At 71.1% G+C, this 14,717-nt stretch carries 14 protein-coding genes and 1 tRNA gene; 11 read left to right on the top strand and 4 right to left on the bottom strand.

Annotated features, from left to right (window positions below):
• Window positions 1-316 (top strand): SUKH-3 domain-containing protein (locus tag DMH12_RS30910; RefSeq protein WP_185832652.1); only part of this gene is annotated, 316 nt, incomplete at its 5' end.
• Window positions 317-338: 22 nt separating this feature from the next.
• Here the strand turns inward: DMH12_RS30910 and DMH12_RS30915 are convergent.
• Window positions 339-1,646 carry a sensor histidine kinase gene (locus DMH12_RS30915; RefSeq protein ID WP_125494721.1) on the bottom strand — a complete coding sequence of 436 codons (1,308 nt, stop codon included), beginning with the start codon at window positions 1,644-1,646 and terminating at the stop codon, window positions 339-341.
• 134 nt (window positions 1,647-1,780) lie between these two features.
• Between DMH12_RS30915 and DMH12_RS30920 the strand changes: the two genes are divergently transcribed.
• The 7 genes from DMH12_RS30920 to DMH12_RS30950 all read left to right on the top strand — a co-directional run bounded on the left by DMH12_RS30920 (window position 1,781) and on the right by DMH12_RS30950 (window position 7,471).
• The gene (locus tag DMH12_RS30920) at window positions 1,781-2,653 is read left to right on the top strand and encodes a hypothetical protein (protein WP_125494722.1); all 873 of its coding nucleotides are present in this window, start codon (window positions 1,781-1,783) and stop codon (window positions 2,651-2,653) included.
• 8 nt (window positions 2,654-2,661) lie between these two features.
• A tRNA-Gln gene (locus DMH12_RS30925) sits at window positions 2,662-2,734 on the top strand.
• Window positions 2,735-2,843: 109 nt separating this feature from the next.
• On the top strand, window positions 2,844-4,292 hold the full coding sequence (glmU, locus tag DMH12_RS30930; protein WP_125494723.1) for a bifunctional UDP-N-acetylglucosamine diphosphorylase/glucosamine-1-phosphate N-acetyltransferase GlmU: 1,449 nt from the start codon (window positions 2,844-2,846) through the stop codon (window positions 4,290-4,292).
• Between the two features lie 132 nt (window positions 4,293-4,424).
• On the top strand, window positions 4,425-5,399 hold the full coding sequence (locus DMH12_RS30935) for a ribose-phosphate diphosphokinase (RefSeq protein WP_125494724.1): 975 nt from the start codon (window positions 4,425-4,427) through the stop codon (window positions 5,397-5,399).
• Between the two features lie 202 nt (window positions 5,400-5,601).
• Window positions 5,602-6,204, top strand: a complete 603-nt coding sequence (locus DMH12_RS30940; RefSeq protein ID WP_125494725.1) for a 50S ribosomal protein L25/general stress protein Ctc — start codon at window positions 5,602-5,604, stop codon at window positions 6,202-6,204.
• A 102-nt stretch (window positions 6,205-6,306) separates the two neighbouring features.
• The gene (gene pth, locus DMH12_RS30945; RefSeq protein ID WP_125494726.1) at window positions 6,307-6,909 is read left to right on the top strand and encodes an aminoacyl-tRNA hydrolase; all 603 of its coding nucleotides are present in this window, start codon (window positions 6,307-6,309) and stop codon (window positions 6,907-6,909) included.
• Window positions 6,910-6,961: 52 nt separating this feature from the next.
• On the top strand, window positions 6,962-7,471 hold the full coding sequence (locus DMH12_RS30950) for a hypothetical protein (protein ID WP_125494727.1): 510 nt from the start codon (window positions 6,962-6,964) through the stop codon (window positions 7,469-7,471).
• A gap of 94 nt (window positions 7,472-7,565) precedes the next feature.
• On the opposite strand, the gene ppc is transcribed toward DMH12_RS30950, so the two are convergent.
• Window positions 7,566-10,313 (bottom strand): phosphoenolpyruvate carboxylase, encoded by a 2,748-nt coding sequence (gene ppc, locus DMH12_RS30955; protein ID WP_125494728.1) that lies wholly within the window; start codon window positions 10,311-10,313, stop codon window positions 7,566-7,568.
• Window positions 10,314-10,604: 291 nt separating this feature from the next.
• On the opposite strand from ppc, the gene DMH12_RS30960 reads away from it, so the two are divergent.
• The 3 genes from DMH12_RS30960 to DMH12_RS30970 are packed head-to-tail and all read left to right on the top strand — an operon-like array spanning window position 10,605 to window position 13,494.
• On the top strand, window positions 10,605-11,615 hold the full coding sequence (locus DMH12_RS30960) for a fatty acid desaturase (protein WP_122617000.1): 1,011 nt from the start codon (window positions 10,605-10,607) through the stop codon (window positions 11,613-11,615).
• A complete protein-coding gene (locus DMH12_RS30965; RefSeq protein ID WP_064728310.1) occupies window positions 11,612-12,289 on the top strand; it encodes a TetR/AcrR family transcriptional regulator in 678 nt (225 codons plus the stop codon). The genes DMH12_RS30960 and DMH12_RS30965 overlap by 4 nt, the downstream gene beginning before the upstream one ends.
• Window positions 12,290-12,318: 29 nt before the next feature.
• On the top strand, window positions 12,319-13,494 hold the full coding sequence (locus tag DMH12_RS30970; RefSeq protein ID WP_125494729.1) for a CaiB/BaiF CoA-transferase family protein: 1,176 nt from the start codon (window positions 12,319-12,321) through the stop codon (window positions 13,492-13,494).
• Window positions 13,495-13,536: 42 nt separating this feature from the next.
• Here DMH12_RS30970 and DMH12_RS30975 read toward each other — a convergent pair whose 3' ends face one another.
• Both DMH12_RS30975 and DMH12_RS30980 read right to left on the bottom strand, forming a co-directional pair.
• Window positions 13,537-13,911 (bottom strand): VOC family protein, encoded by a 375-nt coding sequence (locus tag DMH12_RS30975; RefSeq protein WP_125494730.1) that lies wholly within the window; start codon window positions 13,909-13,911, stop codon window positions 13,537-13,539.
• On the bottom strand, window positions 13,908-14,717 hold an 810-nt coding region (locus DMH12_RS30980; protein WP_125494731.1), incomplete at its 5' end, for a trans-aconitate 2-methyltransferase. The genes DMH12_RS30980 and DMH12_RS30975, both read right to left, overlap by 4 nt.

Consider the following 14,717-nt stretch of genomic DNA (forward strand, 5'->3'; position numbering starts at 1 on the left):
GGCAGGGGCCGAGGTCGACGGACTCCCCCTCCCCCCCCCGGGCCCCGGCGGCCAGATCGCCCCCGCCACCCTGCACCTCGACCCCCTGCACGGCCTCCACATGGCCCGCACCCTCGGCGACCTCGGCCGCGCCCTCGGCACCCAGACCTGCCCCCTCGGCACCGAGACCGACAGCCAGGCCCTCATCGCCATCGACACCGAGGGCCGCGTCTACGCTCTCGACCACACCGGCGACTGGTACCTCGGCCCCGACATCGACACCGCCCTCGCGGCACTCGTCGCCGGCACCCAGCCGACCCGCCTCACCACCGGCTGACCCCACACGGCCACCCGCGCGGCTACGACGCCGGAATCACCGCCGACACCCGGAAACCCCCCGCATCCGTCGGCCCCGACACGAACACACCCCCGAGCGCCGCCACCCGCTCCTTCATCCCCACCAGCCCATTGCCACCCGACGGCAACCGCGCCGACGTCGCGGCCTCGGACGGCGGCTCGTTCTCCACCTGCATCGCGATCTCCGACACCCGGTGCGCCAACCGCACATACGTCTTCGCCCCCGCCGCGTGCTTGTGCACGTTCGTCAGCGCCTCCTGCACCACCCGGAACGCCGTCGCCTCCACCTCCGCCGCGTAAACCCGCGCCTCCCCCTCCACGGACAGATCGACGACCATCCCGGCCGCCTCCGACTGCCCGACCAACTCGTCCAGCTCGGACAGGCACGGACCGTCCGACTCCGCGTCATCCACCGCCCGCGACGCCGCCGCGGCCGCCGCCACACCCACCGCCGCCAACGGCACCGAGGCCCGCTCCGCACGGGCACCCTCCCCACCACTGCGCAGCACACCGAGCATCTCCCGCAGCTCCGTCAACGCCTGCCGCCCCATGTCCCCCACGAGCGCGGCGTTCTTCACCGCCTTCTCCGGATCCTTCCGCGCCACCGCCTGCAACGCCGCCGCGTGCACCACCATCAGGCTCACCCGGTGCGCCACCACGTCGTGCATCTCCCGCGCGATCCGCGTCCGCTCCTCACCCCGCGCCCACTCCGCGCGCTCCTCCGCCCGCTCCGCGAGCAACTGGAGCTCCCGCTCCAGCGAGTCCGCCCGCTCCCGCAGGCTCTCCATCAACCGACGCCGCTGCCCCACGTACAGCCCCAGCAGCAACGGCGGCGCCGTCAGTCCCAGCGACGTCGCGATCGACGCGAACGGCAGGAACCAGTCCCCCAGATCCACCCCGTCCCGCGCCATGTCCTGCCGCAGCCGCACGAACGTCACGATCAACGTCCCCAGCAACGACATCCCGGCCAGCGACCCGATGATCCGCCGCGGCAACTCCGACGCCGCCAGCGTGTACAGGCCGACGACGCCCATCAGGAAGCCCATCTCGGCCGGCGTGACGGCGATCGCCACCAGCACCACCGCGATCGGCCACCTGCGCCGCACCACCAGCACCGAGCCGGCCAGCAGCCCGAAGACGACCCCCACCGCCAACGGGATCCCGGCGTCCCGCGCGAACGGAACCCCCTCCGCCGCGCACTCCAACGCGGACACGGCACCGAGGCTCACATCGAGCACCGCGCCGCGCCGCCTGTCCCACCACCAAGGCCCACCCCGGGCCGGCACGTGGTCTTCCCCCGTCGTGGTCATGCCTCCAGCCTACGGGCGCGACCCGCCCCATTTCCGGTGACTTTCGACAAACGATAGGACGCGATATCCCTCGAACTGGTGAACCCTTCGCCATTCGGGGCCGGACGCGAGGATTCCGGCTGGACGGTATGCCCATGGCACGTTCACAGAACAAGTACGCGGACTTCGAGGGCTTGCGGGAGCGGGCGGTGGCGCTGCGGCGCGAGGGCCTCAGCCGCCGCCAGATCCGCGACCGGCTGCACGTCGACAACAACGACCTCCTCAACCGACTGCTGGAGGGCGAGCCGCCGCCCGAGTGGACGAAGCGCCCGAACGCGAAGGACGACGTGCGGGAGCGGGCACGGGAGCTACGGCTCCAGGGGTGGACGTACGACCAGATCCAGATGGAGCTGGGGTGCAGCAAGGGCTCGATCTCGCTCTGGGTACGGGATCTGCCGAAGCCGGAGCGACGGGATCCGTCTGAGCAGGCGAAGCTCGCGGCACGGAAACGGTGGGAGCATGAGCTGGCGGTGCGCGACGAGGATCGAAGGCAGACCAAGGAGGCCGCCGCTCGGGAGATCGGCAGCATGACCGACCGTGAGCTGTTCGTGGCCGGAGTCGCCCTCTACTGGGCAGAAGGCACAAAGGACAAGGCGTACGACAGGCGAGAAAATGTCACCTTCGTCAACAGCGACCCCGGCGTGATCAAGGTCTACCTCGCTTGGCTCCACCTGCTAGGAGTGGAACCGGAGCGACTGGCGTATCGGCTAATGATCCACATGACGGCAGACGTCGAGGGAGCAAAGCGGTACTGGGCCGACCTCGTCGGCGTGGACATCTCCAGGCTCCAAAAGACGACGATCAAGAAGCACAACCCGAAGACTGTCCGGAAGAATGTGGGCGACAACTACCGCGGCTGCTTCGTCATTCGCGTCTCACAGGGTGCCGACCTGTACCGGCGTATCGAAGGCTGGTGGACAGGCATGGTCGCCGGGATCACGACGCCATCCACCTCAGGTATGGTCTGACGCAGCCATCCGCCATGGGGTAACTGGTAGCCCGCGGGCCTTTGAAGCCCTGTAGTGCTGGTTCGAATCCAGCTGGCGGAGCTGCTCGGTTCGGGCCCTGACTCCACCGTCAGGGCCCGCACTCATGCCCCCCTCAAACCGCCCCGGTATCCTGCGGATGTCCCCACCCCCAACAGCCGAAGGGCATCCCGTGAGCGCCATTCGCCCGGCAGCCGTCGTCGTTCTCGCAGCGGGTGAGGGCACCCGTATGAAGTCGGCCACACCCAAGGTCCTGCACGAGCTGTGCGGCCGGTCCCTCGTGGGGCACGTGCTCGCCGCCTCCGGTGAGCTGGACCCGCAGAACCTGGTCGTCGTGGTCGGGCACGCCCGCGAGAAGGTCACCGCGCACCTCGCCGAGGTCGCCCCCGACGTGCGCACCGCCGTGCAGGAGCAGCAGAACGGCACCGGGCACGCGGTGCGGATGGGCCTGGAGGCGCTGGGCGGCGCCGTGGACGGGACCGTGGTCGTGGTCTGCGGCGACACCCCGCTGCTGACCGGCGAGACCCTCAAGGCCCTCGCCACCACGCACTCCGCCGACGGGAACGCCGTGACGGTGCTGACGGCCGAGGTGCCGGACGCGACGGGGTACGGCCGGATCGTGCGGGAGGAGGGCACCGGCGCCGTCACCGCGATCGTGGAGCACAAGGACGCTTCCGAGGCGCAGCGGGCGATCCGGGAGATCAACTCGGGTGTCTTCGCGTTCGACGGGCGGCTGCTCGCCGACGCGCTGGGGAAGGTGCGGACGGACAACAGCCAGGGCGAGGAGTACCTGACGGACGTCCTCGGGATCCTGCGCGAGGCCGGGCACCGGGTGGGCGCCTCGGTGGCCGGTGACCACCGGGAGATCGCGGGGATCAACAACCGCGTGCAGCTCGCCGAGGCCCGTCGGATCCTCAACGACCGGCTGCTGACGCGGGCGATGCTGGCCGGTGTGACGGTCGTCGACCCGGCGAGCACGTGGGTCGACGTGACGGTGACGTTCGAGCAGGACGTCGTGGTCCACCCTGGTACGCAGCTGCACGGTGCGACGCATCTGGCCGAGGGCGCCGAGGTGGGGCCGAACTCGCGGCTCACGGACACCCGGGTCGGGGCGGGGGCGCGGGTGGACAACACCGTGTCCTACAGCGCGGACGTGGGCCCGCAGGCGTCGGTCGGTCCGTTCGCGTATCTGCGGCCGGGGACCCGTCTCGGTCTGAGGTCCAAGGTGGGTACGTACGTGGAGACGAAGAACGCGTCGGTCGGCGAGGGGACGAAGATCCCGCACCTGTCGTACGTGGGTGACGCGACGATCGGTGAGTACACCAACATCGGTGCCGCGAGTGTGTTCGTGAACTACGACGGGCAGGACAAGCACCACACGACCGTCGGCTCTCATTGCCGTACGGGTTCGGACAACATGTTTGTGGCTCCTGTCACGGTCGGGGACGGTTCCTACACCGCCGCCGGCTCGGTGATCACGAAGGACGTGCCGCCCGGTTCGCTGGCCGTGGCCCGCGGCCAGCAGCGGAATATCGAGGGCTGGGTGGCTCGGAAGCGTCCGGGGAGCGCGGCGGCGAAGGCGGCCGAGGCGGTCTCCCGGGAGGCGGGAAGCGAAGACTGACCGGAAACCGGCGCGTCGAACACGGCGTACCGTGATAAGTGCACATCCGCACCCCACCAGCTGAGACGCCCCCGCGGCCAGTCGGGAGAGCGCTCGTGACGCTCAGCTGCGAACCTCTGAGGAGACAGTGCTGTGACCGGGATCAAGACGACCGGCGAGAAGAAACTGATGTTCTTCTCCGGCCGCGCCCACCCCGAGCTTGCCGAGGAGATCGCCCACCAGCTGGGTATCGGGGTCGTCCCGACGAAGGCGTTCGACTTCGCCAACGGTGAGATCTATGTGCGTTATCAGGAGTCGGCGCGTGGTGCGGACTGCTTCCTGATCCAGAGCCACACGGCCCCGATCAACAAGTGGGTCATGGAGCAGCTGATCATGATCGACGCGCTGAAGCGCGCGTCCGCCCGCTCCATCACGGTCATCGTGCCGTTCTACGGTTACGCGCGGCAGGACAAGAAGCACCGCGGACGTGAACCGATCTCGGCGCGTCTGATCGCGGATCTGATGAAGACCGCGGGTGCGGACCGGATTCTCGCCGTGGATCTGCACACGGACCAGATCCAGGGGTTCTTCGACGGCCCGGTGGACCACCTGTTCGCGCTGCCGCTGCTCGCGGACTACGTGGGCGCGAAGGTGGACCGTTCGAAGCTGACGGTGGTCTCTCCGGACGCGGGCCGGGTGCGGGTGGCGGACCGCTGGTGCGACCGTCTGGGCGCGCCGCTGGCGATCGTGCACAAGCGGCGCGACAAGGACGTGGCGAACCAGGTCACGGTGCACGAGGTCGTGGGTGACGTGAAGGGGCGCATCTGCGTCCTGGTCGACGACATGATCGACACCGGTGGCACGATCTGTGCCGCGGCGGACGCCCTGTTCGCGCACGGTGCGGAGGATGTCATCGTGACCGCGACGCACGGTGTGCTGTCGGGTCCGGCGGCGGACCGGCTCAAGAACTCGAAGGTGAGCGAGTTCGTGTTCACGGACACGCTGCCCACGCCGAACGAGCTGGAGCTGGACAAGATCACGGTGCTGTCGATCGCGCCGACCATCGCGCGCGCGGTGCGCGAGGTGTTCGAGGACGGTTCGGTGACGAGCCTGTTCGACGAGCAGTGAGCGTCGTGCAGTAACCGTTCTGCAGAGCGCACAGAGATCGTTTTGGGTGCGGCCTCCCCCTCCGAGTAGACTGCTGAAGTTGCTCGGCGAGGGAGGCCGTACCCGTGTCGCGGGTTCGGTTGTCCGTTATCGACGCGCTCTTCGTAGCAGGCCGTTCGTGGCCGGGTGACCACGTCCGTTTCTACCTCTACGAGGAGTGATCATGTCCGAGGTGAAGATCTCCGCCGGCACGCGCACCGAGTTCGGCAAGGGTGCCGCCCGCCGTATCCGCCGTGAAGACAAGGTTCCCGGCGTTCTGTACGGCCACGGTTCCGACCCGCTGCACCTGACGCTGCCGGGCCACGAGCTGCTCATGGCGCTGCGTACGCCGAACGTCCTGATCGCGCTGGACATCGACGGCAAGACCAACGAGCTGGCGATCCCGAAGTCCGTGCAGCGTGACCCGATCAAGGGCTTCCTGGAGCACGTCGACCTGCTGCTCGTGAAGCGCGGCGAGAAGGTCGAGGTCACGGTTCCGGTGCAGGCCGAGGGCGAGCTGGCCCCGGGCAACTTCCTGCTGGAGTACGTCCTGGACGCGCTGCCGGTCGAGGCCGAGGCCACGCACATCCCGGAGCAGGTCACCGTGTCGGTGGAGGGTCTGGAGGCCGGTGCCTCGATTCACGCCAAGGACGTCAAGCTGCCGTCCGGTGTGAAGCTGACCGTCGACGACGACGCCGTCGTGCTGCAGGTCCTGGCCGCGCAGGCCGAGGAGCCCGCCGCCGAGGGCGAGGGTGAGACCGAGGGCGAAGAGGCCGCCGAGGCCTGATCGTCCCCCGGGCCCTGTCGGGCCTGGGTCATCATGTGGTCGGCCGCTGTTCCCGTGCGGAGCAGCGGCCGACGCGTATGTGCGGACGGGTAGCGAGGAGACATGGACGTGACGACGGACGCGAGTGCGCCCTGGCTGATCGCCGGCCTGGGCAATCCGGGCCCCGAGTACGCCGCGAACCGGCACAACGTCGGCTTCATGGTGGCGGATCTGCTGGCGGACCGGATGGGGGCGCGGTTCAAACGGCACGGCAAGGCGCAGGCGCAGGTGGTCGAGGGGCGGATCGGTCCGCCCGGGCCGGCGGGCCGGCGGGTGATCCTGGCGAAGCCGATGTCGTTCATGAACGTGTCGGGCGGTCCGGTGACGGCACTCGCGGACTTCTACAAGGTCCCGCTCGCCAACATCGTGGCGGTGCACGACGAGTTGGACATCGACTACGGCGTGCTGCGGCTGAAGCTGGGCGGCGGGGACAACGGGCACAACGGGCTGAAGTCGATCACGAGGGCGTTGGGCCGGGAGTACCACCGGGTGCGGTTCGGGATCGGGCGGCCGCCGGGGCGGATGCAGGTGGCGGACTTCGTGCTGCGCGACTTCGCGTCGGCCGAGCGCAAGGAGCTGGACTACTTCGTGGACCGGGCGGCGGACGCGGTGGAGGCTCTGATCCTCGAGGGGCTGGAGCGGGCGCAGAGCACGTACAACTCCTGACTTGTCCGTTGATGGCGCGCGGGCGAGTTGACCCACCGCTCAGGTATGGCCAATGATCCCGGCCATGCCTGCCTCCGCCGCCGCCCCTCGTCCCCGTCAGGCCTCGTACGCGCTGCTCAGGTTCGGCCGGATCGCGGCGATGGGCACGGTCGCGGCGCTGATCCTGATCGCGGGTGTGTGGGCGTCCTGGGGTACGGCCCAGCATGTGCTGCTGACCAAGGGCCGGGAGCAGGGCACGGTCGAGGTGACGGAGTGCGCCGACGGTTCGTGCAGCGGGCCGTACGCGCCGGTGTCGGCGGGGTCCCGGGAGCGGGCGCGGGTCGTCGTGGAGGACTCGGTCGCCGTGGCCGAGGGGCGGGCGTACTCGGTGGTGGTGAAGCCGGGGAGCGACCAGGTGGTGCGTTCCGGTCCGGCGGGGGTGCTGTACGCGTGGGTGCCGCTGGGCGGGGCGCTGCTGCTGGCGTCGGTGGTGGTGGCCGGGGGGCTGCGGCGGACGCGGACGGCGTGGGCGATGGCCGGGGCGGGTGTGGCGCTGCTGACGGCGGCGTTCTTCGCGGTGTGAGTTCCCGCGTACGGCATGGTTGACCGCGTACGGCACGGCGGTGCCCCCGGGCTCTTGGTGAGCGCGGGGGCACCGTCCTGTTACGGGGCCGCGGTCAGCCGGTGTTGCGCAGGCCCGCCGCCACGCCGTTGACGGTGAGGAGCAGGGCGCGGGCGAGGAGCGGGTCGGGGTCCGTGCCGGCGGCGGCCGCCTCGCGCTGGCGGCCGAGGAGGGCGACCTGGAGGTAGGAGATGGGGTCCAGGTAGGCGTCGCGGATGCTGAACGTCTGCTTGAGGACGGGGTCGGCGTCGAGCAGTTCGCTCTCGCCGGTGACCCGCAGGACCTCCTGGACGGTCAGCTCGTGCTCGGCCTTGATGGCGTCGAAGACGTGCTTCAGCTCGTCGGGGACGAGGGTGTCGACGTAGTGCTGCGCGATCCGCAGGTCGGTCTTGGCGAGGGTCATCTCGACGTTGGAGATGAAGTTGCGGAAGAAGTGCCAGTGCTGGTGCATCTCTTCGAGGACGGCGTCGCCCTCCTGGCGCACGCCCGCCTCGCGCAGCGCCTTGAGGCCGGAGCCGACGCCGAACCAGCCGGGGACGATCTGCCGCGACTGGGTCCAGCCGAACACCCACGGGATGGCCCGCAGTCCGTCGAGGGAGACGCCCGAGCCGGGACGGCGCGAGGGCCGCGAACCCAGGTGCAGGTCGGCGAGCTGGTCGACCGGCGTGGAGGCCAGGAAGTACGCGGGCAGGTCGGGGTCCTCGACGAGTGACCGGTACGCGGTGTGGGCGGCGTCGGAGACGACGTCCATGGCGGCGTCCCAGCGGGCGAGGGCCTCGTCGGACTGGCGGGGCGCGGTGTGCAGCGCGGACGCCTGGAGGGTGGCCGCGACGGTCAGTTCCAGGTTCTCCCTGGCCAGCGACGGGATGAGGTACTTGTCGGAGATGACCTCGCCCTGCTCGGTGACCTTGATCTCGCCTTCCAGGGTGCCCCAGGGCTGGGCGAGGATCGCGTCGTGGGTGGGGCCGCCGCCGCGGCCGACGGTGCCGCCGCGGCCGTGGAAGAGGCGCAGCCGTACGCCGTGGCGGTGGGCGACGTCGCGCAGCCGGCGCTGGGCGCGGTGGATCTCCCACTGCGAGGTGGTGATGCCGCCGAACTTGGAGGAGTCGGAGTAGCCGAGCATGACCTCCTGGACGTCCCCGCGCAGCGCGACAAGACGCCGGTAGGAGGGGTCGGCGAGGAGGTCCTCCAGGATGGTGTCGGCGGCCTTCAGCTCGTCGGTGGTCTCCAGGAGCGGCACGATGCCGATCTTCGCCCAGCCGGCGTGCAGGTCGATCAGGCCGGCCTCGCGGGCCAGCACGGCGGCGGCGAAGACGTCGTCGGCGCCCTGGCACATCGAGATGATGTAGGACTCGATGACCTCGGGACCGAAGACCTCCAGGGCGCGCCGGACCGTCTGGAAGACGCCGAGGGTCTTCTCGCCCGGCGCGTCGACGGGCGCCGGGGTGGGCGCCAGCGGACGCCGGGAGCGCAGCTCCTTGGCGAGGAGCTTGGCGCGGTACTCGCGCGGCATGTCGGCGTAGCGCCAGGACTCCTCGCCGAGCCGGTCGAAGAGCTGGCCGAGCGCGTGGTGGTGGGCGTCGGCGTGCTCGCGGACGTCCAGGGTGGCGAGCTGGAGGCCGAAGGCGGCCAGGGTGCGGATGGTGCGGGCCAGGCGGCCGTCGGCGAAGAGGCCGCCGCGGTGCTCGCGCAGGGAGGCCTGGATCACGCGCAGGTCGTCGAGGAGTTCGGCGGTGCCGAGGTAGTCGCGGCCGTCCTCGTGGGCGGTGCCCTTGGCGAGGCGCTGCTTGGTGTTCTCCAGCTTCTGCCGGATGCAGGTGGCCTTGAGCCGGTAGGGCTCCTCGGCGTTGAGCCGCTTGTAGCGGGGGCTGATCTCGGGGAGCCGGTCGAGGTCGGCCTGGAGGGAGGCGAGGAGCTCCTCGGTGGCGCCGGCGTAGCGGATCGAGTTGGAGAGGAAGCCGCGCAGCTCGTCGATCATCTCCAGGGCGTCGTTGATGCCGTGCTCGTGCTGGAGGATGAGGACGTCCCAGGTGACCTGGGGGGTGACGTTGGGGTTGCCGTCGCGGTCGCCGCCGATCCAGCTGCCGAAGGTGAGCGGGCGGGTGCCGTCGGGGAGCTTGACGCCGGCCCGCTCCAGCTCCGCGGTCAGGTCCTCCAGGACGTCGCCGACGGCGCCCGCGTGCAGCTCGTCGAGGTAGTAGATGGCGTTGCGGGCCTCGTCGGCGGGCTCGGGGCGGACGACGCGGAGTTCGTCGGTCTGCCACACGAGGTCGATGTTCTCGGCGAGGCGGGTGTCCAGGCGGCGCCGGTCGGACTCGATGACCGGGGTGTCCAGGAGGGCGGCGATGCGGCGCAGCTTGTTGAGGACGGAGCGGCGCGCTGCCTCGGTGGGGTGCGCGGTGAAGACGGGGCGCACGTTGAGGTTGCGGACGGTCTCCTGGAGGTGCTCCGGGTCGGCGTCCTTGAGGCGGTCGGCCGTGCGGGCGAGCAGTCCGCCCTCGGCGGCGCGCTTGGCGCCCAGCTCACGGCCTCGGTGCACCTGCTCGGTGACGTTGGCGAGGTGGAAGTAGGTGGAGAAGGCGCGGACCAGCTTGGCCGCGGTCTCCAGTTCGGTGCCGCGCAGCAGTTCCGCGGCGGCCTCCCCGTCCTCTCGGGTGAGTCGGCGCACCTTCTCGACGAGTTCCAGCAGCTCGGGGCCTTCCTGCCTCACGAGGGTCTCTCCGAGGAGGTCGCCCAGCCGGCGGATGTCGGCTCGCAGTTCGCTGCTGGTCGTCGTGGTGGTCTGGTCGTCGGCACTGCTCACAGGTGCGGCTCCTTGCAGTGTTGAAGCTCGTCTGGGAGGGAACCCGGACGGCGTCTCGCGCGGCGGGCGCCGCTTACGGGCCGGACGTCCGGGAATTATTCAGAGCGGACCGCGCTGTCCGACCGACTCCCAGGATAGGTGTCGGCCCGGACGCGCAGGTTCTCGGGCTCTTGCCGCGCGGCAACGCGCTGCCATACTTACGTCGCCGTAGGTTACGGAACCGTAGGAAAAGTGTGCATGGTTCCCGAGGCCCGGCACCGGACACCACCCTCGACCCCCCAGGGGACGCACATGACCACGAGTTCCGATGTGATCCCAGACGCTTCGCAGCCCTCCGGCGACGCCGCCGCGTCGTCCGCCACCCTGGGCGGTGAGCAGAAGCGGTCGATCGAGCAGATCACCCTGCTGCTGTTCATCGCCGTCCCGTTCCTCGCGCTGGTGGCGGCGGTGCCGCTGGCGTGGGGGTGGGGCGTGAGCTGGCTGGACCTGGGGCTGCTGGTCTTCTTCTACTTCCTCGGCTGCCACGGCATCACGATCGGCTTCCACCGTCACTTCACCCACGGCTCCTTCAAGGCGAAGCGGCCGCTGAAGATCGCGTTGGCGATCGCGGGCTCGATGGCGGTCGAGGGGCCGCTGGTCCGCTGGGTGGCCGATCACCGCAAGCACCACAAGTTCTCCGACGACGAGGGCGACCCGCACTCGCCGTGGCGGTACGGGGAGACGGTGCCGGCCCTGATGAAGGGCCTGTGGTGGGCGCACATCGCATGGATGTTCGACGAGGAGCAGACGTCGCAGGAGAAGTACGCGCCGGACCTGATCAAGGACCCCGCACTGCGCGCGATCTCCCGCCAGTTCGTCCTGTGGACGCTGCTGTCGCTGGCCCTGCCCGCGCTGATCGGCGGGCTGGTCACGATGTCGTGGTGGGGAGCGTTCACCGGGTTCTTCTGGGGTTCACTCGTCCGGGTGGCGCTGCTGCATCACGTGACCTGGTCGATCAACTCGATCTGCCACGCGGTGGGGAAGCGCCCCTTCAAGTCGCGTGACCGCTCGGGCAACGTGTGGTGGCTGGCGATCCTGTCCTGCGGCGAGTCCTGGCACAACCTGCACCACGCCGACCCGACCTCGGCGCGGCACGGCGTCATGCGCGGTCAGCTCGACTCGTCGGCCCGGCTGATCCGCTGGTTCGAGGCGTTCGGATGGGCGTACGACGTGCGCTGGCCGTCACGCTCGCGTATCGATTCGCGCCGCAACACCGAGCAGGACGGCGCCCGCCGCCGTAAGGAGACGGCGAAGGCTGCATGATTGACGGCGTGGCGACCGACTCCAGCAGCACCCCAGGCAACGAGAAGCCCCGGCGCGCGCGCCGCACCCGGATGACCGGTGCCGAGCGCCGCCAGCAGTTGCTGGAGATCGGCCGCACCCTCTTCGCCGCGAAGGGCTTCGAGGGCACCTCCGTGGAGGAGATCGCGGCGAAGGCCGGGGTCTCCAAGCCGGTGGTCTACGAGCACTTCGGCGGCAAGGAGGGGCTGTACGCGGTGGTGGTGGACCGCGAGATGCGGCGGCTGCTCGACATGGTGACCGGCTCGCTGACCGCCGGCCACCCGCGCGAGCTGTGCGAGCAGGCCGCGTTCGCGCTCCTGGACTACATCGAGGAGTACACGGACGGCTTCCGCATCCTGGTCCGCGACTCCCCCATCCCGCAGTCGACGGGCTCCTTCGCCTCGCTCATCTCCGACATCGCCACCCAGGTGGAGGACATCCTGGGCCGCGAGTTCAAGAACCGCGGCTTCGACGCCAAGCTGGCCCCGCTCTACGCGCAGGCGCTGGTCGGCATGGTCGCGCTGACCGGCCAGTGGTGGCTGGACGTGCGCAGGCCGAAGAAGGCGGAGGTGGCCGCCCACCTGGTGAACCTGGCCTGGCACGGCCTGGACGGCCTGGAGCCCAAGCCCCGGCTCATAGGGCACCGCAAGAGCTGACCGCGGCCACCGGTACCGGGAGAACACAGATGCAGCCGCTGCGCGGAGTCACGGTCGTCTCGCTGGAGCAGGCGATCGCCGCACCCTACGCGAGCCGTCAGCTCGCCGACCTCGGCGCCCGGGTGATCAAGGTGGAGCGCCCCGGCACGGGGGACTTCGCCCGCGCCTACGACTCCCGGGTGAAGGGACTCAGCTCGCACTTCGTCTGGGCCAACCGCGGCAAGGAGTCCCTCACCCTGGACATCAAGGACCCCCGCGGCAAGGACGTGCTGCTCCGGCTGATCGCGGGCGCCGACGTGTTCCTCCAGAACCTGGCGCCGGGGGCGGCGGCACGCGCGGGTCTGGGCGCCGAGGAGCTGCGGGCGCTCCACCCGGAGCTGATCGTGTGCGACATCTCCGGCTACGGCAGTCCAGGGCCCTACGAGGGGCGCAAGGCGTACGACCTGCTGGTGCAGTCCGAGGCGGGGCTGCTGTCCGTCACGGGCACGCCGGACGAGATGGCCAAGGTGGGCATCCCGGTGTCGGACATCGCGGCGGGCACGCACGCCTACAGCTCGATCCTGGCGGCGCTGCTGGAACGCGGCCGGACCGGCCGGGGCACGCACCTGGACGTGTCGATGCTGGAGGCCACCGTGGAGTGGATGGGCTTCCCCCTGTACTACGCGTACGACGGCGGGGAGCCGCCGCCCCGGGCGGGCGCCGCGCACGCGACCATCCACCCGTACGGCCCGTACACGGCCGGCGACGGGAAGACCGTCATGATGGCCGTGCAGAACGAGCGGGAGTGGCGCGGCTTCTGCACCATCTTCCTGAACCGCCCGGAGCTGGCCGACCACCCGCACTACGCCACCAACGCGGACCGCAACACGCACCGCGAGGCGCTCGGCGCGATCGTCGCGGCCCGTTTCGCGGAGCTGACCGGCGCGGAGGCGATCGAGCTGCTCGGCGCGGTGCCGGTGGCCAACGCGCGGGTCAACACGCTCGCCGACGTCTGGGAGCACCCGCAGCTCGCCGCGCGCGGGCGCCGGTACGAGGTCGCGACGCCGGCCGGTCCGGTCCCGGCGCTGGCTCCGCCGGGGCCGACCGGGGACGCGCCCCGCATGGACGCCGTGCCGGCGCTGGGCGAGCACACCCGCGCCATCCTGGGCGAGCTCGGCCTGTCCGGCGACGCCGTCGACGCGCTGGTCGAGGAGGGCGTGGCGTGACTGGGCCGGGGCGCCCGGGGAGCGCCTCCGGTGCGTCCGGCGTCATGGGCGGGGGCGCTCGCCGGGCTCCAGGAACTCCAGGCGGTTGCCGACCGGGTCGGCGCAGTAGAAGCGCCGGTGGCCGGGCAGCTCGTCGTCCCAGGTGACGGACGCGCCCCGGGCCTCCAGCCGGGCGGCGTACGCCTCGATCCCGGTGACCCGCAGCCCGGGATGGGCTTTGCGGGCCGGGCGGAACCCGGGCTCGATCCCCAGGTGCAGCCGGACGGTGCCCGCCTGGAACCAGCAGCCGCCGCGGGCCGCGAGGGCGGGCGGCTTGGGGGTCTCTGCCATGCCGAGGACGCCCGTGTAGAACGCGCGCAGCGACTCCTCGGAGCCGGGCGGCGCGGCGAGCTGCACGTGGTCGACCGCGGTGATCACGACTGCAGCGGCTTGCGGGCGACGGCGAAGACGCGGCGGAACGGGAAGGGGGTGCCGTGCGGTCCGGCCGGGTAGGCGGCGCGGAGGACCGTTCGGTACTCCTCGACGAAGGTGTCGCGGGCGGCCGGGTCGTCGTCGAGGGCGGCCAGTACGGGGCGCAGTCCCGTTCCCTTCACCCAGTCCAGCACGGCGTCCTCGCCGTCCAGCAGGTGGACGTACGTCGTCTCCCAGACGTCGGCGGTGCAGCCGGTGGCGGTGAGGTGGGCGAGGTAGGCCTCGGGGGTGAGGACGGCGTCGTCGTGGCGCAGGACGCCCGCGAGACGGTCCCGCCAGCGCCGGGAGTGGGCGAGTTCGCGCATCAGGCGGTGGCTGGGGGCGTCGAAGTTGCCGGGCACCTGGAAGGCGAGAGTGCCGCCGGGGGCGAGCCGGCCGATCCAGTCGGGGATGCGGTCGACGTGGCCGGGGACCCACTGGAGGGTGGCGTTGCTGACGAGGAGGCCGAGGGGCTCGTCGGGGGTCCAGGTGCGGGCGTCGGCGGGGGCGAAGTCGAGGTGGCCGCCGCCGGGGGTGGGGCCGGCGTACTGCCGGGCCCGGTCGAGCATCCGGGGCGAGTTGTCGTAGCCGGTGATGCGGGCGGTGGGCCAGCGGTCGGCGAGCAGGGCGGTGGCGTTGCCCGGGCCGCAGCCGAGGTCGGCGATGCGGGGCGGCTCGCCCGGCAGGTCCGGGACACGGGCGAGGAGGTCGGTGAAGGGCCGGGCCCGGTGATCGGCGTGGCGGAGATACTGGGCGGGGTCCCAGGCGGGGGC

Origin of the sequence: Streptomyces sp. WAC 04229 (assembly GCF_003947455.1) — a bacterium.
In the GTDB taxonomy this organism is placed as follows: domain Bacteria; phylum Actinomycetota; class Actinomycetes; order Streptomycetales; family Streptomycetaceae; genus Streptomyces.